The following is a 21,480-nucleotide window of genomic DNA, read 5'->3' as shown; positions in this document are numbered from 1 at the left end:
CACTTGCGCCCTTCCAGCCTTGCAGGGCAGGAAGGGGTGCTTCGTCGGGCGGAGGCCGAACCAGGCCAAGTCGCACAAGTTCCACGGGAGTCGGCGGATAAAAGGCCCGATGCGGAACAGCACTTCCCTCTTGCCGGGTGCGGCGCGACACGCCACCATTTCCGGCGATGCCCACCCTTCCCGCCGTCACCACCATTGCCCAGACCATCCAGTTGTCGCTGGCCCCCGTCTTCATGCTCGCCGCGATCGGGCAGTTGCTGAACGTGCTCGCCGGGCGGCTGGCGCGGGTCATCGACCGCGCACGCGGGCTGGAAATGATGATCCACAAGCTCGATGACGGGCCGGAGCGGTTGCGCCACAAATGGGAGCTGCGGCTGCTCGACCGGCGCATGTCGATCATCAACGCCGCACTTTTCCTGGCGGTATCGAGCGCGGTCATGGCGTGCATCGTCATCGCGGTGCTGTTCATCGCCAATCTCGGCAAATTCCACATCGGAACCTGGATCGCGCTGGCCTTCATCATGGCGGTGACCCTGCTGATCCTGTGCCTGGTCGCCTTCATGATCGAGGTCCGAATTTCGCTGCGTGCGATCCATGTACGCAAGGAAATCCTGGATTGATCGGCGCCAGGACCGAACGGCTGCTGCTGCAACTGGTCGTCGCGGTCGCCTGTCTGGTGCCGCTGTCGATCGGGGGGATCAGCGTGGCGAAGGGGCCGGGCTGGCTGGGTCATCCGCCCGCCATACCCGCTGATCTGGACAGCCAGTTCCGCTATGTCTCGGGGATATTTCTGGGCTTGGGGCTGGCCTTCGTCACCTGCATCCCCGCGATCGAGCGAAAGGGCGCGCGGTTCCGCCTGCTCGGCCTGCTCGTCGTCGCGGGCGGGCTGGCCCGGGCGCTGTCCTGGGCCATGGTCGGTGCGCCCTCGATCGGGCATCAGCTGGGCTTGACCATGGAACTGGGCGTCGTCCCGCTTCTTATGCTGTGGCAGGGTCGCGTTTCGCGTATCTATCGCTGATTTCAGGAGCTTCGAGATGCGCGTTTCCCACCGGGCCTTTTCCGCCACCGGCGGCATATCGGCTATCGGCCAGGCTGGGCGGCCGATCATCGCATGAGGGCTGTGCGATGGATCGCCAAGGGGCTCGCCCTGATCCTGATACTCATCGGCCTCGCCGCGACGATCGTGCCGCGTTATCTCGATCGGCTCTATTATGAAGGGCCGGAGAGCGGCCATTATGACGGAGAGCGCTTCTTCAACCCCGATGGCGATGCCGACACCTTTCGGATGCCGTCGCGCGGCGGGCGGAGCGGGTTTCTCTGGCGGCAACTGACCGGTGACGACGGACGCCCCGTCTGGCCCGAAACGGTGCCGGTCCGCCCCTCCCGACCCGAGGCACGGGTTCAGGGACAGCGCATGGTCGCGACCTGGATCGGGCATGCGACGGTGCTGGTGCAGACCCAGGGCCTCAACATTCTGACCGACCCCATCTATGCCGAGCGGGCCGGTCCCTTCGGCTTCGGCCCCAAACGGGTCGCGCAGCCGGGCGTGGCGTTCGACGACCTCCCCAGGATCGATCTCGTCGTTATCAGCCACAATCATTATGACCATCTCGACCAGGCGACGCTGAAAAAGCTTTGGCAGCGCGACCGGCCGCTGGTCGTCACCAGCCTGGGCAATGACAGCGTGATCGGACAGGTCGGTGTCCCCGCCATCGCGCTCGACTGGGGTCGCGAAAAGGCGATCCGGCCGGGTGTGTCGGTGGTCGTGACCCGCAACCATCATTGGGGCAGCCGCTGGTTCGCCGACCGCAATCGGGCGCTCTGGTCGAGTTTCGTCGTGAAGCTGCCGGGCGGGAACATCTTCTTTGCGGGGGACACCGGCATGGGCGACGGACGCTGGCCCGAGGAAGCGGCAAAGCTCGGTCCGGTGCGGTTGGCGCTGTTGCCGATCGGCGCATTCCGCTTCGTGCCTGGGCAGATGTCGGCAGGGAGCCATATCGGCCCACCACAGGCCGTGCAGATTTTCGAGCGGCTGGGCGCTTCGACCGCGATCCCGATCCATTGGGGGACGTTCCGTCTCTCCTATGAGGCCTATGACACACCACCTAAACTTCTTGATGCGGCGATGCGGTGCTCGGGTGCGCAGGGGCAATTTGCGGCGGTTCGGCTGGGTGAGCCGGTGGCAATCGCTCCTTTCCGGGCGGCGGGCGCGGGGCGGACAGGCGATGCCGCGATGAAGGCTTGCCTCGACACGCGGCAGGTTCGCGCTTTGCGATAGGCCAAGGAGCACCCTTGGCCTTCGACTTCGCTCAGGCTGAACGGCGTTGGGTATCCAGACTCACTCCCCGCTCCGTTTGGGCTGAGCGAAGCCGAAGCCCACGCCCCAATGCCGGAACCACTGGAACAAAAGCGCAACCGGACCCATATTCCCCCCATGGCGATCCAGATCCGCACCACCCTCGATGAACCCGAAACCGGGGTCAGCTTCATCCCCCACCGTCCGTCGCGCCCCGAAAAGGCCGAAGGGGGCAAGCGTTTCGAGTTGGTCACCGACTATACCGCCAATGGCGACCAGCCGGCCGCGATTCGCGAACTGACCGCCGCGGCGCGCGCGGGCGACAAGGACCAGGTCCTGCTGGGCGTCACCGGCTCGGGCAAGACCTTCACCATGGCCAAGGTGATCGAGGAGTTGCAACGCCCCGCGCTGATCCTGGCGCCCAACAAGATCCTGGCGGCGCAGCTCTATGGGGAGTTCAAGAACTTTTTCCCCAACAACGCGGTCGAATATTTCGTCAGCTATTACGATTATTACCAGCCAGAGGCCTATGTGCCCCGGTCCGACACCTATATCGAGAAGGAAAGCTCGATCAACGAGTCGATCGACCGGATGCGCCACTCGGCGACGCGCGCGCTGCTGGAGCGCGACGACGTCATCATCGTCGCCTCGGTGTCGTGTCTCTATGGTATCGGTTCGGTCGAAACCTATTCGGCGATGATCTTCGACCTGAAGAAAGGTCAGAGCGTCGACCAGCGCGAGATCATCCGCAAGCTCGTCGCGCTCCAGTACAAGCGCAACGACGCCGCCTTCATGCGCGGCAATTTCCGGGTGAAGGGCGACAATCTCGAAATCTTCCCCTCGCACTATGAGGATTCGGCTTGGCGCATCTCGTTCTTCGGGGACGAGATCGAGGAGATTGTCGAGTTCGACCCGCTGACCGGCAAGAAGGTCGCGCATCTCAACTCGGTGCGCATCTACGCCAACAGCCACTATGTGACGCCGGGTCCGACGATGAAGCAGGCGGTCGAGGCGATCAAGTTCGAGCTGGCCGAGCGGCTGAAGGAGCTGGAGATCGAGGGCAAGCTGCTGGAGCGCCAGCGGCTGGAGCAGCGTACCAATTTCGACCTGGAGATGATCGCCGCCACCGGCAGCTGCAACGGCATCGAGAATTACAGCCGCTTCCTGACCGGCCGCCTGCCCGGCGAGCCGCCGCCCACTTTGTTCGAGTATCTGCCCGAAAACGCCGTGCTGTTCGTCGACGAGAGCCATGTCACCATCGGCCAGATCAACGGCATGTCGCGCGGCGACCATCGGCGCAAGATCACGCTGGCCGAATATGGCTTCCGTCTGCCCTCCGCGATCGACAACCGGCCGCTGCGCTTCAACGAATGGGACGCGATGCGCCCGCAGACGGTCAGCGTCTCGGCCACGCCCGGCAATTGGGAGATGGAGCAGACCGGCGGCGTGTTCGTCGAACAGGTCATCCGCCCCACCGGGCTGATCGACCCACCGGTTGAGATCAAGCCGGTCGAGGAACAGGTGCAGGACCTGATCATCGAGGCGCGCAAGACGACCGAACTCGGCTACCGCACCCTCGTCACCACGCTGACCAAGCGGATGGCGGAGGATCTGACCGAATATATGCACGAGGCGGGGATCAAGGTCCGCTACATGCACTCCGACGTCGAGACGCTGGAGCGTATCGAGCTGATCCGTGACCTTCGGCTGGGCGTGTATGACGTGCTGATCGGCATCAACCTGCTGCGCGAGGGATTGGACATTCCCGAATGCGGGCTGGTCGCGATCCTCGACGCGGACAAGGAAGGGTTCCTACGCTCCGAGACCTCGCTGATCCAGACGATCGGGCGCGCGGCGCGCAACGTTGACGGGCGTGTGATCCTCTATGCCGACCGGATCACCGGATCGATGGAACGCGCCATGTCCGAGACGTCACGGCGTCGCGAGAAGCAGATGGCCTATAATGCCGAACATGGCATCACGCCGCAGACGATCCGTCGCCAGATCGGCGACATCATCGCACATGTCGCCAGCGGCGATCAGGTGACCGTGCCGATCGACGAGGACCGTCCGCATATGGTCGGCCACAATCTGCGCGCCTATATCGAGGAGTTGGAAAAGAAGATGCGCAAGGCCGCCGCCGACCTCGAATTCGAGGAAGCGGGCCGCTTGCGCGACGAAATCCGACAGCTGGAGAATGAAGAACTGGGCCTGCCCGTCCATGAGCAGAAGGCCCCGATCATGGGTCGATCCAACGAGGGCAAGCCGGGGACGCGCAAGACGCGGTTCGGGAAGAGCAAGAAGTTCGCCAGCGGGCGCAAGGCGAACTGACGCACCTGCTACAAAATAGTACTATTAGTGCTATTGATCGATCGCATGCCGATGCTATCCTGCACGCCGAAAGGATCGACATGCAGAGCATTGATGTGGATTTCGCCGTGTGGAAGGCACTGACCGCTCTGCGACGCGATGAAGCGCACAGCTACAATGATGTGCTCCGCGCTTTGTTGAACTTGCCAGCGGGAGAGGCGTCAGAGGCGATCGCCGGCACAGGTCGAGAAGAAGAGGGATGCTATCTTAGCGGCCGATGGATGCCCAACGGCACGCAGCTTCGCGCCCAATACAAGGGCCGGACGCATGAGGCGACAATTCGGAGCGGTCAGTTGACCGATGCAGAGGGCCTTGCACATTCTTCGGCTTCGGCGGCAGCAAAGGCCGTCACATCGACCAACGTCAATGGCCTCATGTTCTGGTCCGTCAAAAGACCGGGCGACGAGACATGGCGTCGACTCGGCAACCTTCCGAAAAGATGGTGACCCGTGTGGACGCCCCCCCCCGTCACGAACCCGAAGCCATTGGCCCGTCGCCGCTCAGCCCATGCTCAGATTCTCGGTGCCGACACCATAATATCCCGCGACGCGATCCGCATAAGCCTGGTCGAACACGGGCGCGTTGTTGGCCCAGCTCGGTCCGCCCTCCAGCAGGCGACGATCGACGGTGATGACATATTGGTCGCCCACCGGATCGAACTGCAACAGGCTGAACGGCACGGGATAGAAGCTCTTGCCCATGCCCAGGAACCCGCCCAGCGCCAGCACCGCATGGGTCGCGCGGCCCGAGCGCTTATGAACCATGAAGGCATGGACCGCGCCGATCGTGTCGCCATCGCGGCTTTCCAGCTTCAACGTACCCGAGACATTGGACTGAACCAGGATCAGGGTCGGCGTGTCGTGATCGGCCATTCTTAATCTCCGTTTATCGCCCATCCAAACCCGTCAGAGCGAGGCCCGGTTCCGATGCCCGCCGCATCGGCACGGTCCGCCGCAGCATGGGGTTGAGCCGCGCGGCGCGCTTGCCCATAGGCTGGGTGCGATGCGTCGCCTGTCCCTTGCTTCCCTTGCCCCGACGATGGTCGTGGCCGCCGCCCTGTCCGGCTGTATCCCCGCCACGCCACGTCCCGAGGCGCCGCCGCCCGCACGGACCGCGCCACAGCCCGCCCTGCCCGCGCCGCGCCCCGTTCTGGGTGCGGATTGGCGCGACTGGCCGCTGACGCCTGGCGACTGGCGGTATCAGCGGACGGCGCAAGGCTCGGTCGCTGTGTTCGGCGCGGCGGGTATGCCCCGGCTGTCGCTGACCTGCGATCCGCGCACGCGGCAGATCCGGCTCGATCGTCCGGCCGCGGTAGCCGGGGCGGTCACGATTCGCACCTCCAGCCTGACCCGGACGCTGACCCTGCGCGCGGCCGCGACCGGCGCGGAAACGGTACTCGCCACCAATGATCCGCTGCTCGACGCCATGGCGTTCAGCCGGGGGCGGTTCACCGTCGAGCAGAGCGGCCACACGCCGCTGGTCATTCCCGCTTATGCCGAGATCGGGCGCGTGATCGAAGATTGTCGGGGATGAGTCCCCGCCGTTTGGCGGGCGCGAGATGCTCGGACAAACATCGTTGCATTACAAGTCTTGTTTATCGCTCTCCGACTACGCACATTGCGATCGCGCACTTTGAAAGGGCGCGTTGGCTATCCACTAGCGAAAGGAGGTGATCCGATGTCTCATGGTTCAGCAAGGGGGTCGGTTCAGTTCGTTCGGGGGGCCGGTCTCTGACATTGATGGATGCGGTCGGGGGGTATTTTCCTCCAATCAACGGTCGCATCTGGATGTCATGAGGCCCGCATGGTTTCCCGGGCTGGAGCTCTCCGGCCGCTGACCATGTTTAGGGGTTGCCGGGTCGTCGTGATGACGCCCCGGCAGCCTCTTTTCATTTTGGGGGTAAGGCACGCCATAAACGCCACCCCCGCATAGGCTGTGATCTTCGGGCGACATTCCGATTTCCGGGCCAATCGACATTCATGCCCTACTTCACCTCGCAGGACGCGCCGCATGTCCGACGGAGGGTGTCTCGCCAGAGCAATTTGGCCAAACGCCGTTCGGCGCTTCGCACGATCCCCTCCCCTCTCGGCGGGGATCGTTGCGGAATTTGCCCGACGCACCACCCCGGCAAAGGCCGGGCTCCCCTTAAGCCGCGACCAGAGTGACGTGTCAGCGCCCCTCAGCCGAATTCCGGCCTGGGCGGTGCGTCAGTCCGTCTTTTCCTCGCGATATTTCATTTCCAGGAAGCGGCCGCGCGTCGAAAGGCTATCGAGGTCGGCCTGGGCCAGACGCTGGGTCATGTCACCGATTTCCTGCTCGATCAGCTTCAATCCGTCGACCAGCTGCGCGTCCGGCGTCCGCCCATTGCGCTCGACCCGGCGCAACGGCTCGGGCACCCGCTCATAGTCGCGCAGAAAGGCGGGGAGTTGTTCCCCGATCAGGCGACGGACTTCCATCGCCTCGGCGGTGTCATTGTCGACCCCCGCCAGTTGCGGCGACAGCGTGTCGAGCCGCTGGCCGATCCGGTCGACCAGTTGCACGGCGGGCGCGGGCAGCAGTGGGCGCTGCGCCTCCAGCCAGCGTTCGGTCTGCGCGGGCAACGCCTTGATATCGACCTGCGCCAGCTTGGCCGGGGTCGGCGCGCGCGCGGCGGGGGCCAGGGCGATGGCAAGCGTCACCGCGATCATCAGCATCATCGCCGCCAGTGCCCCGAAAATGCCGATGCCGCCGGGCAGGATCAGGCCCGTCACCATCGCCGCGATCAGGATGGCGGCATTGGCGATGGCGATCAGGATCACGCGTTGCAGGGCCGAGCGGGCGCGGCGTCGCACCCGCTTGACGGTCTGCTGCGCGGACCCGCGATAATCCTGCGAGATGCGCGCCATCACTTCGCGCGCACGCTCGATCTGGGCATCGACCTCGTTCGAGCGGGGTGTGGTCACGGGCTTACAGCGCCTCCAGCTTGAACGACGACGATGCGCCGCTGGTCAATTGCGGGTTCTGCGCCCCCTCGGCCCGCGCGATATAGCCCTTCGACTTCTCGACTTCGTTGCCCAGCGTCGTGACGGTGGTCTTCATCGAATCGAGCGCCTTCAGCTTGAAGCTGTCGATCGCGTCCATCGTGTCATAGATGTTCTGGAAGGCGCGTTGCAGCGTTTCCAGCGGGATGGTCGAGGCCGCCGCCTGCTCATGGATCTGCGCGGTCTGGCTGCGCAGCAGCTTGCCGGTCGAATCGATGATGTTGGCGGTGGTCGAGTTGAGCGCGGTGATCTGGTCGAGCACCAGCTTCTGATTAGCCAGCGCCTGCGCCACGGTGACGGCGGTGCGCAAAGCCGAGACGGTGGTGGTCGAGGCGCGGTCGACGCCCTTCACCAGCTCGACATTGTTCTTCTTGACCAGATCGAGCGCCAGATAGCCCTGCACCGTGACCGCCATCTGGGTCAGCAGGTCCTGCGTCCGCTGGCGCGTGTAGAAGAGTGCGGTCTCGCGGATCGCCTTGGCCTTGGCGGGATCGGTGTGATCCAGCTCGTTGGCCGTATCCTCCAGCTTGGCGTCCATCGTCTTGGACAGATGGATCATCTGCTCCAACCGCCCCATGGCGGACCACAAATTCGCCCGCTCGGTATCGATCGCGGCATTGTCCATCAGCAGTTCGTCACGGCCCGAGGACAGGCTCTTCAGGATCGCGGCGATATGCGTCTGCGACGAGCGATAGCCGTCGAAATAGTCGCGCATCTTGTTGCCGAAGGGCAGGATGCCCAGCAGCTTGCGCGGTGCCGAGAGATTGCCCTGCCGACCGGGATCGAGGCTTTCGACCACGCGGCGCAACTCGGTCAGGTCCTTGCCCACGCCGGTCTCGCCGTCCATTGCCTTGACCGGGCGGTCGAGGAAGCGGTTGGACTGGCTGGCCGCCTCGCGGATTTCCTTCTGCCCCATGGCGGTGATCGCATCGACGCGGCGGCCGAATTCGGGGCTGTTCACATCCTGCGCGATCAGCTCGGCGACGAAGCCGTCGACCTTCTGCTCGAGCTGGCTGCGCGTCTTGTCGTCCACGGGCACAAGCCCGGCGGCCTGGGACGGCGCGACCGTCGGCACGGGATCGGGCGGCGTGAGAGTCAGCCCCTTTTCCTGGGTCGCGGTGTCGGCGGTCGTGGCCATTCTCAAAGTCTCCAAATGCCTTGCCCCTAGTGTGGAGGGGATGGGCGCATGGTTCAAGTGTATTATAGGGCTAATACTATAGGACGTCTCCGCACGGGTTCCCCTTCCCCGTCCAGCTTGAGCGAGGTTTGGGAGGACGGTCGCCCCCCCCTTACGCGTCGAACAACCCGTCCTGCGACCCCACCGGCGGGTTCAGCCCCAGATGCTTCCAACCGCCCGCATTCAGGATGCGCCCCCGCGCCGTCCGCGCGAGCAGGCCGAGCTGGATCAGATAGGGCTCGATCACCTCCTCGATCGTGTCGCGCGGCTCGGACAGTCCGGCGGCGAGCGTCTCCACCCCCACCGGGCCGCCACGATAGACATCGGCGATCATCGTCAGATAGCGCCGGTCCATCGCATCCAGCCCCAGCGCATCGACCTCCAGCCGGTTGAGCGCCTGGTCCGCCGCCGCCGCATGGACGATGTCATGTCCCGCAACGCTGGCAAAGTCGCGCACCCGGCGCAGCAACCGCCCGGCGATACGCGGCGTACCCCGCGAACGCCGCGCCACCTCCATCGCGCCATCCTCGGCGATCGGCAGGTCGAGCAGCCGCGCGGCACGGGTGACGACGCGGGTCAGTTCCTCGACAGTGTAGAATTGCAGGCGGACCGGAATGCCGAAACGATCGCGGAGCGGCGTGGTCAGCAACCCCTGCCGCGTCGTCGCCCCCACCAGGGTGAAGCGCGGCAGATCGATCCGCACCGATCGCGCGGACGGCCCCTCGCCGATCATCAGGTCGAGGACGCGGTCCTCCATCGCCGGGTACAGGACTTCCTCGACCGCCGGTTGCAGGCGGTGGATCTCGTCGATGAAGAGCACGTCGCCGTCCTCGAGATTGGTCAGCAGCGCGGCGAGGTCGCCCGACTTGGCGATGACCGGGCCGGAAGTCGCGCGGAAACCCACGCCCATCTCGCGCGCGATGATCTGCGCCAGCGTCGTCTTGCCCAGCCCCGGCGGGCCAAAGAACAGGACATGGTCGAGCGCATCGCCGCGCCCGCGCGCCGCCTGGATGAAAACGCGCAAATTGTCGCGCGCCGCCTGCTGCCCGACGAACTCGTCCAGGCTCTTGGGACGGAGCGCGGCATCGACATCCTCGGGACGACGGCTGGCGGACAGAAGGCGGTCTGGGTCGGTCACGCGCGCTGCCCTAGCGAGCAGGCGACGGGGTTGTCGAGCAAAGCGATGATGGCGACGTCAGCGAACATTGCACGAACATAGCAGGGGATAGCCGACAGGGACAGCCGCCGCAGCGACCTCACCAAACCTAGGTAGCGGACTTACCGCAGAATCGCGCTACAACAGATGCCATGCCGCAGGACATTTTTCTGGCAACCGCCATTCCGCCCGCCCTGGAAATCGCACTGGCCGAACGCTTCACGCTTCATCGCGACACGCCCCCACCGACCGCCCGCGCCATTGTCGGCGGCGGCATGATGACGGTCGATGCCGCGCTGCTCGATCAACTGCCGGCGTTGCAGATCATCGCGGTGCACGGAGTGGGTTTCGACGGGATCGACCGCGAAGCCGTCGCCGCACGCGGCATCCGGATCGCGATCACCCCCGATGCGCTGACCGACGATGTCGCGGACCAGGCCATTGCGCTGTGGCTGGCGGTCGATCGGCGGATTGCCGCCAATGACCGGGCCTTGCGGATGGGCAATTGGACGGTGCCACTGGGCCGCCGGGCGACGGGGCGGCGGATCGGCATTTTCGGGCTGGGGCGGATCGGCCAGGCCATCGCCAAACGCGCCGAGCCCTTTGCCGCAGAGATCCTCTACACTGCCCGCTCGGCCAAGCCGGTGGCGTGGCGCTATGTCCCCGAACTGGCGCAACTGGCGGAAGAGAGCGACGTGCTGATCCTCGCGGCGCCCGGTGGCACGGAGACGCACGGGGCGGTGGATGCGGAGGTGCTGGACCGGCTGGGCGCCGATGGCGTGCTGGTCAATATCGCACGCGGGAGCCTGGTCGACGAGGAGGCGCTGATCGCCGCGCTGGAAAGCCACCGGATCGCCGGGGCGGGGCTGGACGTGTTCGCCGACGAACCCGAGGTGCCCTATGCTCTGCGGCGGATGAACCATGTCGTGCTCGCTCCGCACCAGGGGAGCGCGACACGCGAGGGGCGCGCGGAAATGGCGCAGATGGTGATCGCCAATCTGGAGGCCCATTTCGACGGGCGGGAGCCGCCGGGGCTACTGGGTTAGCGGAGGCGCTTGGCCTTTTGGCCCCAGCCTCCGCGCTATTTCGCCGCCTTGCGCAACGCCAGGCGAACCAGCGCATCGAGCGAGGCCGTCGCGCCCAATTCCTCTTCCGCCGCCGCCACCGCCGCGCTCGCCTCGGCGGGACGGAAGCCCAGGTTGAGCAGCGCGGACACCGCATCGGCCCCCGCCCCGACCGGCGCGGCCATGCCGCCACCCGATCCCGGTGCCAGCACGATCCCGCTGACCTTGTCCTTCAACTCCATGACGATCCGCTGGGCAAGCTTCGGCCCGACACCGTTGGCGCGGGCCACCATAGCCTTGTCGCCGCTGGCGATCGCACGCATCAGGTCGGCGGGCTCCAGCGCCGACAGGATCGCCAGCGCCACGCGCGACCCCACGCCCTGCACGCCGGTCAGCAAGCGAAACCAGTCGCGCTCGTCGGCGCTGGCGAAACCGACCAGGCGGATCGAATCCTCCGACACCAGCATCTCGGTATGCAGCATCGCCGCCTCGCCCACCGGGCCGATGGCAGACAGGGTGCGCGCCGAAGCGCCGACCAGATAGCCCACACCGCCGACATCGATCACCGCATGGTCGATACCGGTGGAGTCCAAACGTCCCTTGAGATGCGCGATCATGGCGTAGGGTTAGAACAAAACGGGGATTTCGTCACCCACTTCGATGAGACGCAAATCTGATTCACGCGAAGTCGCGATGACGCGAAGGAATAGATTTTCGCGCGGAGGCGCGGAGGACGCAGAGGTTTTTCGCCCGCCGCGCCAGCGGCCCTACAATCTCGATCGGTGCGTGAAGCGGATAATGCGCCAAACGGGTCGCCACCTCCGCGCTCTCTGCGCCTCCGCGCGAAACCACCTTCTTCTTCGCGGCATCGCGGCTTCGCGTGAGCCAAAATTCCTAAACCGCCGAAGCCCGCCGCTGCATCGCCCGCGCACTTGCCAGATGATGCGCATGGGTGATCGCCACCGCCAAGGCATCGGCCGCGTCGGGGCCGGTCAGCTTCACGCCCGGCAGCAGATGGCCGACCATCGCCTGCACCTGTTTCTTGTCCGCGCCGCCGGTGCCGACCGTCGCCTTCTTGACGATGCTGGGGTGATATTCACCGACCACCAGCCCCGCCTGCGCCGCCGCGAGCAACACGATGCCGCGCGCTTGCCCCAGTTTCAGCGTGGACTGCGCATTGCTGTTGCCCAGCACCTCTTCCACCGCCGCGCCGTCGGGCTGTTGCTGGCGGATCACGTCGTAGAGCGCGGCGTGGAGGTTCGCGAGGCGGCGGGGGAGCACCATCGACGGCTCGGTTTTGATCTGACCATTGGCGACGTGACGCAGCCGGTTGCCTTCCACCGCGATCACCCCCCAGCCGGTGGTGCCGAGGCCGGGATCGAGGCCGAGGATGATGGCGGGGGGTACGGTCATGGGTCGCCTTGAGAGGGATGATCTATGGTCCTGCCCCTCCACAACCGGTTTCACCCGGCGGTTTCCCTCCCCAGACTTTGCCTGGGGAGGATCAGGGTTCAGGCCAGCTTTTCCATCACTTCGTCGGAGACTTCGTAATTGCCCCAGACGGTCTGGACGTCGTCGTCATCGTCCAGCGTGTCGATTAGCTTGAACAGCGTCGCCGCCGCCGCTTCGTCCACCGACACCATGGTCTGCGGACGCCAGGCGAGCTTGGCGCCTTCCGCCTCGCCCAGCACGGGCTCCAGCGCCTTGGCGACTTCGTGCAAATCGCCCTGCGCGGTCCAGATCTCGTGGCCGTCCTCCGACGAGGTCACGTCTTCGGCACCGGCCTCCAACGCCGCCTCGAACACCTTTTCGGCGTCGCCCGCGCTGGCGGGATAGTTGATCAGGCCCATCCGGTCGAAACCATGGCTGACCGAACCACCGGCACCCAGGTTGCCGCCATTCTTCGATACCGCGGTGCGGACATTGGTCGCGGTGCGATTGCGATTGTCGGTCAGCGCCTCGATGATCAGGCTGACGCCGCCGGGGCCGAAGCCCTCGTACCGGACTTCCTCGTAATTCTCTCCGTCGCCGCGAGAAGCCTTGTCGATCGCGCGCGCGATATTGTCCTTGGGCATCGACGCCGCCTTGGCCGCATTGACCGCCGCGCGCAGACGCGGGTTCATGTCCGGATCGGGCGTGCCCATCTTCGCCGCAACGGTGATTTCGCGGGAAAGCTTGGAGAATGCCGCCGAGCGCTTCTTATCCTGCGCGCCCTTGCGGTGCATGATGTTCTTGAATTTGCTGTGGCCTGCCATCGGTGCCTCTTGATATGATCGCGCTCTCTACGACCGCGACAGGGCCTTTGCCAACCCGTCGATCTTCGCCTCCAGACTATCGAGCCGTTCGGTGACCGCGTTGTCCAGCTTATGGTGCAGGCGCAATATGTCGATCTCGGCGCGCAAATTGGTGCGATAGTCGAGGCTGGCGGCCAGCCGGTCCTTTGCCGACTGCCGGTTCTGGCTCATCATGATGACCGGCGCCTGGATCGCCGCCAGCGTCGAGAGCATCAGGTTAAGGAAAATGTAGGGATAGGGATCGAAGACCAGCCCGAAATGGCTGAGCACGTCCGAGTTGAGCAGCATCCACCCGAGCAAGATCACCGAAAAGGTGATGATGAAGCCCCAGCTTCCCCCGACCGCCGCGACCCGGTCGGCCAGCCTTTCGCCCCAGGTCGAGGTCTCGTCCGCGACATCGGCGGCGTCGCGCGCGCTGAGATTGCCCGACTCGATATCGGCAATGACCTGGGCCTCTTCCTCGTCCAGTTCGTGCGCGGGCTTGCCCAGCGTGCGGCGGGCGATTTCGGCGGCGGTCGACAGGGCCATGAGCGAAGGGCTCCGTTCAGGGAATCAAATGCCTTGCTCCTTGGGGCGTTGATCGGCCAAACGCCAGAGTCATGACGGTACGCGTGGATATGGGAACCGATGAGCGTGGCTCGTCGGTGCCGATCGATTTGGAGGAACTGCTGGCGACCCGCCTGCTGGTGCAGGGCAATTCGGGGTCGGGAAAGTCGCATCTTCTGCGCCGCCTGCTCGAGAAATCGGCGGGCCAGGTGCAACAGGTGGTGATCGACCCCGAGGGTGATTTCGTCACGCTTTCCAAGGCCTATGGCCATGTCGTGATCGAGGCGGGCGACTATGCCGAGCGTGAGGTCGGGCGGTTCGGCGCGCGAATCCGCGAACACCGCGCCTCAGTGGTCCTCAGCCTGGAGGGGCTGGAGATCGAGGGGCAGATGCGCTGCGCCGCGACGTTCCTGAACGCGCTGTTCGATGCCCCGCGCGAGCATTGGTATCCCGCGCTGGTCGTGGTGGACGAGGCGCAGCTCTTCGCGCCCACCACCGGAGGCGAAGTGTCGGAGGAGGTCCGCCGCGCCTCACTCTCCGCCATGACCAATCTGATGTGTCGTGGGCGCAAGCGTGGCCTGGCGGGGGTGATCGCGACCCAGCGACTCGCCAAGCTCGCCAAGAACGTCGCCGCCGAGGCGTCCAACTTCCTGATGGGCCGCACCTTCCTCGACATCGACATGGCGCGCGCCGCCGACCTGCTGGGCATGGAGCGGCGGCAGGCTGACTCGATCCGCGATCTGGCGCGCGGCACCTTCCTGGCGCTGGGGCCCGCCGTCTCGCGTCGGCCGATCACGGTGAAGATCGGCGCGGTCGAGACCTCGGCCCGCTCGGGCAGCCCCAAGCTGACCCCCCTGCCCGACGCGCCGCCGCCCGATTTGCAGGAACTGCTCTTCGCGCCGGTCGAGGAAGCCCCGACCCTGCCCATGACCTTCGACCCGCGCCCGCGCCGGGTGCCCGCCGAGGAACTGATGGCCGATCTCGGGCGCCCGCCCTTGCCCACCACCGCCGCGCCGCCCGCGCCCGAAATGGACGAGGGCGAGGTCGAGGCGATCTACGAACAGGTGCTGCGCGCAATCGTAGAGGACCCCGAATCGACCTTCCGCCCTGCCTCGGTGCTGTTCCAGGATTTCCAGGTGCGCTGCCGGATGGCGGGCCTTGCGCGGCCGCCGCTCGACCTGAACGGCTTCGCCCGGCGGCTGTCCTGCGCGCGGGCGGGGATTTTCGACGTGAACGATCCCGACTGGCAGGAGGCGCTGGCGCTGGCCGGGATGCTGCCCGACGACATGCTGGGCGCGTTCCTGCTGGTCGCGCGCGCGGCGCGGGAGGGCCTGCCCTGCCCGCCGGATACCAAGATCGCCGAGACCTATGGTACCAGTTCGCTCGGCCGGGTGAAGCGGTTGATCGCCTATATCGAGAGTCGCGACCTGTTTGTGTGCCGCACCGACCTGACGGGGAAGCGGTCGATCACGATTCCGCGATTGGGCTGGACGACCCAGGCAGCGGAGATGGGGTGAGCGGTTCGCGTGGCCTTCGACTTCGCTCAGGCTGAACGGAGGTTGGGGGTTACGGCCGATAAAAACCTTGGTCCGCGGCTATGGCGCAAGCCAACGCCCTACCTCTCGCGACGTTTTGCTGGCTTATCTTCATCACGGCGGATCTTCCGTTCCAACAGCATCGCAAGCAATTGGTCCGACCAGCTTAGCATGATGATGGCGGGAACAGCCAGAACAGCGAAAAGCCCCATCGTTCCCTCATCGCCCAACGTCGCCATCCGGCGCGACGATATGCCGGTCTTCAGGAAAATGTCAGCCTGGCGTGCGCCTTTTCGCCTGAAACGCAAATTCCCTTACGTCCACCACCCCCGTTCAGCCTGAGCGAAGTCGAAGGCCACGCACCGCCGCCCGCCCCAAACAAAAAGGGCGACGGAGCCCAAAGTCCCGCCGCCCTTCGCATCTTGAAACCGGAAAACCGGGATCAGATCATGCCCAACGCCTTCATATACACTTCGAGGATGGCTTCCTCTTCCTGATATTCCTCACGCTTCTTCTTGCGGATCTGCATGATCTTCTTGATCGCCTTGGGGTCGTACCCGCGCGCCTTGGCTTCGGCGAAGACGTCCTTGATGTCGTCCGAAATGCCCTTCTTCTCTTCTTCCAGCCGCTCGGCCCGCTCGATCAGCAGGCGCAGCTCGTCGGCCGTCACATTGCCGCTGCTGTCGTAATTGTCGTCCGCCATCGTCTTAACCCTCTGAATACCGATATGCCCGCATGACCGAATCCATGTCGCGGCCCCAACCTGCCCCCTCAATCAAGCGAAGGTCGGTCTGGCGCGGCCGGATCGGGCCCCATGTCGGGATCGGCGGCGGGTCTAGGCGGTTCCGCCGCCGGGCTCAAGCGGGCATGTTCGTTAGGCGTTCTTCTTCACGCTTTCGGCCATGCGCGCCAACTGTTCGGGCGTCGCCTCGCCCTGATGCTGCGTCTTCCACGCATCATAGGGCATGCCATAGATCGCTTCGCGCGCACGGGCCTTGTCGATTTCCGCTGCCTCGCCCACCCAGTCGGACAGGCAGTTGCGGCAAAAGCCCGCCAAACCCATCAAATCGACATTCTGGGCATCGCTCCGATGGCGTAGGTGCAGCACCAGTCGCCGGAAAGCCGCCGCTGCCGCCCGATCATCGATTGCATTCAGTGCATCTACCGCATCGCCCATATTCGTCTCTCCAAGGTTGATCGCGCCGCATTAGGCTTTAGGACGCACCCAGAAAAGAAGCAGGATGTAAGATGACCCAGGCCCTCCCACCGCGTTCACGCAAAGTCCGCGTCCTCGCCACGCTCGGCCCGGCCAGCAGCGATCCCGAAACGATCGCCACCCTGTTTCAGGCAGGGGCCGACGCCTTCCGAATCAATATGAGCCATGGCGACCAGCAGTCCAAGGTTCCGCTGATCCAGGCGATCCGTTCGTTGGAAGAGCGATTCGGCCGCCCCACCACCATCCTCGCCGATCTTCAGGGCCCGAAGCTGCGCGTCGGCAAGTTCGCCGAGGGCAAGGTGATGCTGGAGACCGGCAGCACCTTCATCCTCGACCGCGATCCGACGCCGGGCGACGCGACCCGTGTCGAACTGCCCCACAAGGAAATCTTCGCCGCGATCGAGCCGGGTGCGCGCCTGCTGCTCGACGACGGCAAGCTGGTGCTGCGCGTCGCCTTCCACGACGATCAGAAGATCACCACCTTAGTCGAGGTCGGCGGCGCGCTGTCGAACAATAAGGGGCTGAACGTTCCCGACGTGGTGCTGCCTATGGCCGCGCTGACCGAGAAGGACCGTTCGGACCTGGCCTTTGCGGTCGAGCAGGGCGTCGACTGGATCGCGCTGTCCTTCGTCCAGCGGCCCGAGGATCTGATGGAGGCGCGCGGCCTGATCAAGGGGCGCGCCGCGCTGCTCGCCAAGATCGAGAAGCCGCAGGCGATCGACCGGCTGGAGGAAATCGTCGAGCAGTGCGACGGCGTGATGGTCGCACGCGGCGACCTGGGCGTCGAGCTGCCGCCCCAGGCCGTCCCGCCGCTCCAGAAGCGCATCGTCGAGGTGTCGCGCCGCATGGGCCGCCCGGTCGTCGTCGCGACCCAGATGCTCGAGTCGATGATCCAGAGCCCTTCGCCCACCCGCGCCGAGGTGTCGGACGTGGCGACCGCCATCTATGACGGCGCCGACGCGATCATGCTGTCGGCCGAATCGGCGGCGGGTGCATGGCCGGTCGAATCGGTCGCGATGATGAACGCGATCGGCGTGTCGGTGGAAAGCGATCCCGGTCACGGCGAGCGCGTCCACTTCACCGCGATGACCCCCGATCCGACCACCGCCGATGCACTGGCGGAGGCGGCCGCACGGATCACCAATACCGTGTCGTCCAAGGCGATCATCTGCTTCACCTCCAGCGGCTCGACCGCTCGGCGCGTCGCGCGTGAGCGTCCCCTGGTGCCGATCCTGGTCCTGACCCCGCGGCTGGAGACGGCACGTCGCCTGGGCCTGCTCTGGGGCTGTCACGCGGTGCATACCCGTGACGTCGAGTCGTTCGAAGAGATGGTCGCCAAGTCCAAGCGCATGGCGCTGCGCCATGGCATCGCCGAAGCGGGCAATCAGGTCGTGCTGATGGCGGGCGTCCCGTTCCGCACGCCGGGCTCGACCAATGTGCTGCACGTCACCCGGATCATGGGCGACGAACTTGCGAGCTACGGGGATCGCAGCGAAGAGGCGTAAGCCACTTTCTTACCCGGTGAGATGGCCGGGATAAGGAAATCGGGGCGGCGGCGCGAACAGCGCCTGCCGCCCCTTTTCGATCGGTATGGCGACGAACTGGCCGCCGGCACCTTGGTGGCCGCCGATCAGCTTGTATCCACAAGCCGGACCAGCGTGCCCGTTTCATCCGGGCGAGCTGGATATAGCGATGCAGAGTGAGCCTGAAGGTCGCCGAGAACTGCCGGTGGAAGTGGAATTTCGAGAAGGCGGCAATGCCGCTGATCCTATCCAGATCCAGCTCGTCATCGAGATGCCGGTCGATATGATCCAGCACCCGTTGCATCCGGCCATGGTAGTTACGAAGCGCCGCCGTCATCGTCCTGTCCTCCGTGGCGGTGACAGCTAGACCTTTGCAGTGAAACCGCGCTCGACCGATCTTGCGCTTCGCGCATAGCAGAAGGGGCGGACATCTTGCGATGCCCGCCCCCCTTTCATCACTCGGTGACGACCAATCAGATGTGGATCGGCTTGCCCTGCACCGCCATGGCGGCTTCCTTGAGCGCCTCGGCATGGGTCGGGTGCGCGTGGCAGGTGTACGCGATGTCTTCCGACGTCGCGCCGAACTCCATCGCCTGGGCGGCCTGCGCGATCATCGTTCCGGCAAGCGAGGAGATGATCCACACGCCCAGCACGCGGTCGGTCTTCGCGTCGGCGATGACCTTCACGAAGCCGTCGGTGTCGCGGTTGGTCTTGGCGCGGCTGTTCGCCATGAAGGGGAACTTGCCGACCTTCACTTCGCCCTTTTCCTTGGCGGCTTCTTCCGACAGGCCGACACCGGCGATTTCGGGCATGGTATAGACGACGCTGGGGATGACGTCGTGGTTCACGATGCCGGTCTGGCCCGCGATGTTCTCGGCCACCGCGACGCCTTCGTCTTCGGCCTTGTGGGCGAGCATAAGTCCGGGAGCCACGTCGCCGATCGCCCAGATGCCGTCGACATTGGTCGCGAAGTCATGGTCGATGGCAACCTGACCGCGATCGGTCAGCTTCACGCCGGCGGCCTCCAGGTTCAGGCCGTCGATATTCGGCTTGCGGCCGATCGCGACCAGCACGGCGTCGGCCGACAGCGTTTCCGCCGCACCGCCCGTCGCCGGTTCGACCGACACGGTCGCGCGATCGCCCTCGACGGTGACGCCGGTCACCTTGGTCGAAGTCTTCAGCTCCATGCCCTGCTTCTTGAACAGCTTGGCCGATTCCTTGCGGACCTCGCCGTCGAAGCCGGGGAGGATCTGGTCGAGATATTCGACGACCGTGACCTTGGCCCCCAGACGACGCCAGACCGAGCCCAGCTCCAGTCCAATCACGCCGCCGCCGATGACGACCAGATGCTCGGGCACTTTGGGCAGCGCCAGCGCGCCGGTCGAGTCGACCACGACCTTCTGGTCGATCGCGACGCCGGGCAGCGGGGTGACGACCGAGCCGGTCGCGATTACGATGTCGCGCGCGGTGACGGTCTGGTCACCGACCGTGACCGTGCTCGAATCCTGGAACGCGGCCTTGCCCTTCAGCCAGGTGACCTTGTTCTTCTTGAAGAGATATTCGATGCCGCCGGTCAGCTCGCCGACCGCCTTGGCCTTTTCGGCGTGCATCTGGTCGAGGTTGAGCTTCGCGCCCTCGATCTCGACACCGAACTTCGCAAGGGCACCATGCGACGCTTCCTCGAACAGTTCGGAGGCGTGGAGCAGCGCCTTGGACGGGATGCAGCCGACATTGAGGCAGGTGCCGCCCAGCGTCGCGCGCGACTCGGCGCACGCGGTCTTCAGGCCCAGCTGCGCCGCGCGGATCGCCGCGACATAGCCGCCGGGGCCAGCGCCGATCACCAGGACGTCATAGTCATACTCAGCCATTTGTCTCTCCCGTTCCCCGGCCTTCGGGGTCCAGCCTGCGGGCGCACCCGCCTTCATACAGCAATAACGGACCCTCGCCGGTGCAAGGGTCCGTATAGGTCACAAACCGATCAGAGGTCGATCAGGATGCGGGTCGGGTCCTGGATCGCGTTCTTCAGCGCGACGAGGAAGGTCACCGCCTCGCGGCCGTCGATGATGCGGTGGTCATAGGACAGCGCCAGGTACATCATCGGGCGGATGACGATCTGGCCGTCGACGACGACCGGACGCTCCTCGATGCGGTGGAGACCCAGCACCGCCGACTGGGGCGGGTTGATGATCGGGGTCGACATCAGCGAGCCGAACACGCCGCCGTTCGAGATGGTGAAGGTTCCGCCCTTCATCTCTTCCATCTTCAACGTGCCGTCCTTGGCGCGCTTGCCGAAGTCGCCAATCGTCTTTTCGATACCCGCGACCGTCAGGTCCTGCGCATCGCGGATCACCGGCACGACCAGGCCGTTCGGGGCCGAGACGGCGACCGAGATGTCAGCATAGTCGTGATAGACGATCTCATCGCCCTCGATCGAGGCGTTGACCGACGGAATGTCCTTCAGCGCCATCGTCGCGGCCTTCACGAAGAAGCCCATGAAGCCCAGGCGGACGCCATGCTTCTTCTCGAACAGGTCCTTATACTTGGCGCGCGCCTCGATCACCGCGGTCATGTCGACGTCGTTGAACGTCGTCAGCATCGCGGCGGTGTTCTGCGCTTCCTTCAGGCGCTTGGCGATCGTTTGACGCAGGCGCGTCATCTTCACGCGCTCTTCCTTGCGCGCCGAACCGGCGGGGGCAGCAGCAGCCGGAGCGGCCGCCGGAGCCGAAGCGCTCGACTTGTTCGCGGCGGCGGCGGCGACGTCTTCCTTGGTGATGCGGCCGTCCTTGCCGGTGCCCTTGATCGTCGCGGGGTCGAGGCCATGCTCGAGCACCGCACGGCGCACCGACGGCGAGAGCGCTGCGGGCGAGTCGCTCGACTCGTCAGCGGCCGGGGCCGCAGCAGGCGCCGGAGCGGCAGCGGCCGGAGCCGCGGTCACGGCCGGGGTCGCCGCTTCGGTCTTGGCCGGAGCCGAGCCACCGGCATCGACGGTCGCCAGCAGCGCGCCGACCTGCACCGTGTCGCCGACCTTCACGGCATGCTCACCCATGACACCCGCCACCGGCGAGGGCACTTCGACCGAGACCTTGTCGGTCTCCAGGCTCGCGATCGGCTCGTCCACCGCCACCGCGTCACCCGGCTGCTTCAGCCATTCGCCCAGCGTCGCCTCGGAGATCGATTCGCCCAGTACCGGGACCAGAACTTCAGTCGCCATTTCCATTTCCTCCGCCCGGTCCATCGACCGGGGCTCTTACGCGGGCGGGCAAAGCGCCCGCGCCAGATTTCA

At 65.5% G+C, this 21,480-nt stretch carries 23 protein-coding genes; 10 read left to right on the top strand and 13 right to left on the bottom strand.

Going from position 1 to position 21,480, the window contains the following annotated elements:
* Positions 1 to 167: 167 nt before the first annotated feature.
* The 5 genes from ACWPWT_RS08020 to ACWPWT_RS08000 all read left to right on the top strand — a co-directional run bounded on the left by ACWPWT_RS08020 (position 168) and on the right by ACWPWT_RS08000 (position 5,112).
* Positions 168 to 620, top strand: coding sequence for a DUF2721 domain-containing protein (locus tag ACWPWT_RS08020; protein ID WP_454279251.1), 453 nt, complete (start codon positions 168 to 170; stop codon positions 618 to 620).
* Positions 617 to 1,018 (top strand): DUF4345 domain-containing protein, encoded by a 402-nt coding sequence (locus tag ACWPWT_RS08015; RefSeq protein ID WP_454279250.1) that lies wholly within the window; start codon positions 617 to 619, stop codon positions 1,016 to 1,018. Before ACWPWT_RS08020 ends, ACWPWT_RS08015 begins: the two co-directional genes overlap by 4 nt.
* A gap of 93 nt (positions 1,019 to 1,111) precedes the next feature.
* Positions 1,112 to 2,278 carry an MBL fold metallo-hydrolase gene (locus ACWPWT_RS08010; protein ID WP_454279249.1) on the top strand — a complete coding sequence of 389 codons (1,167 nt, stop codon included), beginning with the start codon at positions 1,112 to 1,114 and terminating at the stop codon, positions 2,276 to 2,278.
* 156 nt (positions 2,279 to 2,434) lie between these two features.
* Positions 2,435 to 4,627, top strand: coding sequence for an excinuclease ABC subunit UvrB (gene uvrB / locus ACWPWT_RS08005; protein WP_454279248.1), 2,193 nt, complete (start codon positions 2,435 to 2,437; stop codon positions 4,625 to 4,627).
* Positions 4,628 to 4,707: 80 nt separating this feature from the next.
* Positions 4,708 to 5,112 carry a DUF2924 domain-containing protein gene (locus tag ACWPWT_RS08000; protein WP_454279247.1) on the top strand — a complete coding sequence of 135 codons (405 nt, stop codon included), beginning with the start codon at positions 4,708 to 4,710 and terminating at the stop codon, positions 5,110 to 5,112.
* 54 nt (positions 5,113 to 5,166) lie between these two features.
* Here the strand turns inward: ACWPWT_RS08000 and ACWPWT_RS07995 are convergent, their stop codons facing one another.
* A complete protein-coding gene (locus tag ACWPWT_RS07995; protein ID WP_261268957.1) occupies positions 5,167 to 5,538 on the bottom strand; it encodes a PRC-barrel domain-containing protein in 372 nt (123 codons plus the stop codon).
* A 130-nt stretch (positions 5,539 to 5,668) separates the two neighbouring features.
* Here ACWPWT_RS07995 and ACWPWT_RS07990 point away from each other — a divergent pair, with 130 nt between their 5' ends.
* Positions 5,669 to 6,199: a hypothetical protein gene (locus ACWPWT_RS07990; protein WP_454279246.1), complete on the top strand. Its 531-nt coding sequence runs from the start codon at positions 5,669 to 5,671 to the stop codon at positions 6,197 to 6,199.
* 674 nt (positions 6,200 to 6,873) lie between these two features.
* Here the strand turns inward: ACWPWT_RS07990 and ACWPWT_RS07985 are convergent.
* The 3 genes from ACWPWT_RS07985 to ruvB all read right to left on the bottom strand — a co-directional run bounded on the left by ACWPWT_RS07985 (position 6,874) and on the right by ruvB (position 10,001).
* Positions 6,874 to 7,608, bottom strand: a complete 735-nt coding sequence (locus tag ACWPWT_RS07985; protein ID WP_454279245.1) for a hypothetical protein — start codon at positions 7,606 to 7,608, stop codon at positions 6,874 to 6,876.
* A 4-nt stretch (positions 7,609 to 7,612) separates the two neighbouring features.
* Positions 7,613 to 8,824, bottom strand: a complete 1,212-nt coding sequence (locus ACWPWT_RS07980) for a toxic anion resistance protein (RefSeq protein WP_454279244.1) — start codon at positions 8,822 to 8,824, stop codon at positions 7,613 to 7,615.
* A gap of 151 nt (positions 8,825 to 8,975) precedes the next feature.
* On the bottom strand, positions 8,976 to 10,001 hold the full coding sequence (gene ruvB / locus ACWPWT_RS07975) for a Holliday junction branch migration DNA helicase RuvB (protein WP_454279243.1): 1,026 nt from the start codon (positions 9,999 to 10,001) through the stop codon (positions 8,976 to 8,978).
* Between the two features lie 170 nt (positions 10,002 to 10,171).
* Between ruvB and ACWPWT_RS07970 the strand changes: the two genes are divergently transcribed.
* Complete coding sequence (locus tag ACWPWT_RS07970; RefSeq protein ID WP_454279242.1) at positions 10,172 to 11,065, top strand: 2-hydroxyacid dehydrogenase; 894 nt, start codon at positions 10,172 to 10,174, stop codon at positions 11,063 to 11,065.
* 35 nt (positions 11,066 to 11,100) lie between these two features.
* On the opposite strand, the gene ruvA is transcribed toward ACWPWT_RS07970, so the two are convergent.
* The 4 genes from ruvA to ACWPWT_RS07950 form a co-directional block, all read right to left on the bottom strand.
* On the bottom strand, positions 11,101 to 11,700 hold the full coding sequence (gene ruvA, locus ACWPWT_RS07965; protein ID WP_454279241.1) for a Holliday junction branch migration protein RuvA: 600 nt from the start codon (positions 11,698 to 11,700) through the stop codon (positions 11,101 to 11,103).
* Positions 11,701 to 11,977: 277 nt separating this feature from the next.
* On the bottom strand, positions 11,978 to 12,496 hold the full coding sequence (gene ruvC, locus ACWPWT_RS07960; RefSeq protein ID WP_261268950.1) for a crossover junction endodeoxyribonuclease RuvC: 519 nt from the start codon (positions 12,494 to 12,496) through the stop codon (positions 11,978 to 11,980).
* Positions 12,497 to 12,594: 98 nt separating this feature from the next.
* Positions 12,595 to 13,338, bottom strand: a complete 744-nt coding sequence (locus ACWPWT_RS07955; RefSeq protein WP_056437018.1) for a YebC/PmpR family DNA-binding transcriptional regulator — start codon at positions 13,336 to 13,338, stop codon at positions 12,595 to 12,597.
* 27 nt (positions 13,339 to 13,365) lie between these two features.
* Positions 13,366 to 13,905, bottom strand: a complete 540-nt coding sequence (locus ACWPWT_RS07950; protein ID WP_261268949.1) for a DUF1003 domain-containing protein — start codon at positions 13,903 to 13,905, stop codon at positions 13,366 to 13,368.
* A gap of 71 nt (positions 13,906 to 13,976) precedes the next feature.
* Between ACWPWT_RS07950 and ACWPWT_RS07945 the strand changes: the two genes are divergently transcribed.
* A complete protein-coding gene (locus ACWPWT_RS07945) occupies positions 13,977 to 15,440 on the top strand; it encodes an ATP-binding protein (RefSeq protein ID WP_307100696.1) in 1,464 nt (487 codons plus the stop codon).
* Between the two features lie 98 nt (positions 15,441 to 15,538).
* Here ACWPWT_RS07945 and ACWPWT_RS07940 read toward each other — a convergent pair whose 3' ends face one another.
* The 3 genes from ACWPWT_RS07940 to ACWPWT_RS07930 all read right to left on the bottom strand — a co-directional run bounded on the left by ACWPWT_RS07940 (position 15,539) and on the right by ACWPWT_RS07930 (position 16,635).
* A complete protein-coding gene (locus ACWPWT_RS07940; RefSeq protein ID WP_454279240.1) occupies positions 15,539 to 15,766 on the bottom strand; it encodes a hypothetical protein in 228 nt (75 codons plus the stop codon).
* 134 nt (positions 15,767 to 15,900) lie between these two features.
* A complete protein-coding gene (locus tag ACWPWT_RS07935) occupies positions 15,901 to 16,161 on the bottom strand; it encodes a DUF2312 domain-containing protein (protein ID WP_261268946.1) in 261 nt (86 codons plus the stop codon).
* A 171-nt stretch (positions 16,162 to 16,332) separates the two neighbouring features.
* Complete coding sequence (locus ACWPWT_RS07930; RefSeq protein ID WP_454279239.1) at positions 16,333 to 16,635, bottom strand: DUF1244 domain-containing protein; 303 nt, start codon at positions 16,633 to 16,635, stop codon at positions 16,333 to 16,335.
* Positions 16,636 to 16,706: 71 nt separating this feature from the next.
* On the opposite strand from ACWPWT_RS07930, the gene pyk reads away from it, so the two are divergent.
* Together pyk and ACWPWT_RS07920 are read left to right on the top strand one after the other, a co-directional pair.
* Positions 16,707 to 18,179 (top strand): pyruvate kinase, encoded by a 1,473-nt coding sequence (gene pyk / locus ACWPWT_RS07925; RefSeq protein ID WP_454279238.1) that lies wholly within the window; start codon positions 16,707 to 16,709, stop codon positions 18,177 to 18,179.
* A gap of 187 nt (positions 18,180 to 18,366) precedes the next feature.
* Positions 18,367 to 18,564 carry a hypothetical protein gene (locus tag ACWPWT_RS07920; protein ID WP_454279237.1) on the top strand — a complete coding sequence of 66 codons (198 nt, stop codon included), beginning with the start codon at positions 18,367 to 18,369 and terminating at the stop codon, positions 18,562 to 18,564.
* Between the two features lie 106 nt (positions 18,565 to 18,670).
* On the opposite strand, the gene lpdA is transcribed toward ACWPWT_RS07920, so the two are convergent.
* Positions 18,671 to 20,065, bottom strand: a complete 1,395-nt coding sequence (gene lpdA, locus ACWPWT_RS07915) for a dihydrolipoyl dehydrogenase (RefSeq protein ID WP_454279236.1) — start codon at positions 20,063 to 20,065, stop codon at positions 18,671 to 18,673.
* 110 nt (positions 20,066 to 20,175) lie between these two features.
* The gene (odhB, locus tag ACWPWT_RS07910) at positions 20,176 to 21,408 is read right to left on the bottom strand and encodes a 2-oxoglutarate dehydrogenase complex dihydrolipoyllysine-residue succinyltransferase (RefSeq protein ID WP_454279235.1); all 1,233 of its coding nucleotides are present in this window, start codon (positions 21,406 to 21,408) and stop codon (positions 20,176 to 20,178) included.
* Positions 21,409 to 21,480 lie beyond the last annotated feature (72 nt).

This window comes from Sphingomonas sp. Marseille-Q8236, assembly GCF_965112005.1.
Note: the sequence above shows the minus strand (reverse complement) of the source record. Positions and strands in the feature narration are given on the sequence as shown.

Bases quoted from the DNA above. Each gene is read 5' to 3' on its own strand.
- ACWPWT_RS07945 (WP_307100696.1), top strand. From the start codon at position 13,977: ATGACGGTACGCGTGGATATGGGAACCGATGAGCGTGGCTCGTCGGTG.
- ACWPWT_RS07955 (WP_056437018.1), bottom strand. From the start codon at position 13,338: ATGGCAGGCCACAGCAAATTCAAGAACATCATGCACCGCAAGGGCGCG.
- ACWPWT_RS07935 (WP_261268946.1), bottom strand. From the start codon at position 16,161: ATGGCGGACGACAATTACGACAGCAGCGGCAATGTGACGGCCGACGAG.
- ACWPWT_RS07980 (WP_454279244.1), bottom strand. From the start codon at position 8,824: ATGGCCACGACCGCCGACACCGCGACCCAGGAAAAGGGGCTGACTCTC.
- pyk (WP_454279238.1), top strand. From the start codon at position 16,707: ATGACCCAGGCCCTCCCACCGCGTTCACGCAAAGTCCGCGTCCTCGCC.
- ruvA (WP_454279241.1), bottom strand. From the start codon at position 11,700: ATGATCGCGCATCTCAAGGGACGTTTGGACTCCACCGGTATCGACCAT.
- ACWPWT_RS07920 (WP_454279237.1), top strand. From the start codon at position 18,367: ATGCAGAGTGAGCCTGAAGGTCGCCGAGAACTGCCGGTGGAAGTGGAA.
- ACWPWT_RS07995 (WP_261268957.1), bottom strand. From the start codon at position 5,538: ATGGCCGATCACGACACGCCGACCCTGATCCTGGTTCAGTCCAATGTC.
- ACWPWT_RS07950 (WP_261268949.1), bottom strand. From the start codon at position 13,905: ATGGCCCTGTCGACCGCCGCCGAAATCGCCCGCCGCACGCTGGGCAAG.
- ACWPWT_RS08000 (WP_454279247.1), top strand. From the start codon at position 4,708: ATGCAGAGCATTGATGTGGATTTCGCCGTGTGGAAGGCACTGACCGCT.
- ruvC (WP_261268950.1), bottom strand. From the start codon at position 12,496: ATGACCGTACCCCCCGCCATCATCCTCGGCCTCGATCCCGGCCTCGGC.
- ACWPWT_RS07970 (WP_454279242.1), top strand. From the start codon at position 10,172: ATGCCGCAGGACATTTTTCTGGCAACCGCCATTCCGCCCGCCCTGGAA.
- ACWPWT_RS07990 (WP_454279246.1), top strand. From the start codon at position 5,669: ATGCGTCGCCTGTCCCTTGCTTCCCTTGCCCCGACGATGGTCGTGGCC.
- ACWPWT_RS08010 (WP_454279249.1), top strand. From the start codon at position 1,112: ATGAGGGCTGTGCGATGGATCGCCAAGGGGCTCGCCCTGATCCTGATA.
- odhB (WP_454279235.1), bottom strand. From the start codon at position 21,408: ATGGCGACTGAAGTTCTGGTCCCGGTACTGGGCGAATCGATCTCCGAG.
- uvrB (WP_454279248.1), top strand. From the start codon at position 2,435: ATGGCGATCCAGATCCGCACCACCCTCGATGAACCCGAAACCGGGGTC.
- ACWPWT_RS07930 (WP_454279239.1), bottom strand. From the start codon at position 16,635: ATGGGCGATGCGGTAGATGCACTGAATGCAATCGATGATCGGGCGGCA.
- lpdA (WP_454279236.1), bottom strand. From the start codon at position 20,065: ATGGCTGAGTATGACTATGACGTCCTGGTGATCGGCGCTGGCCCCGGC.
- ACWPWT_RS08020 (WP_454279251.1), top strand. From the start codon at position 168: ATGCCCACCCTTCCCGCCGTCACCACCATTGCCCAGACCATCCAGTTG.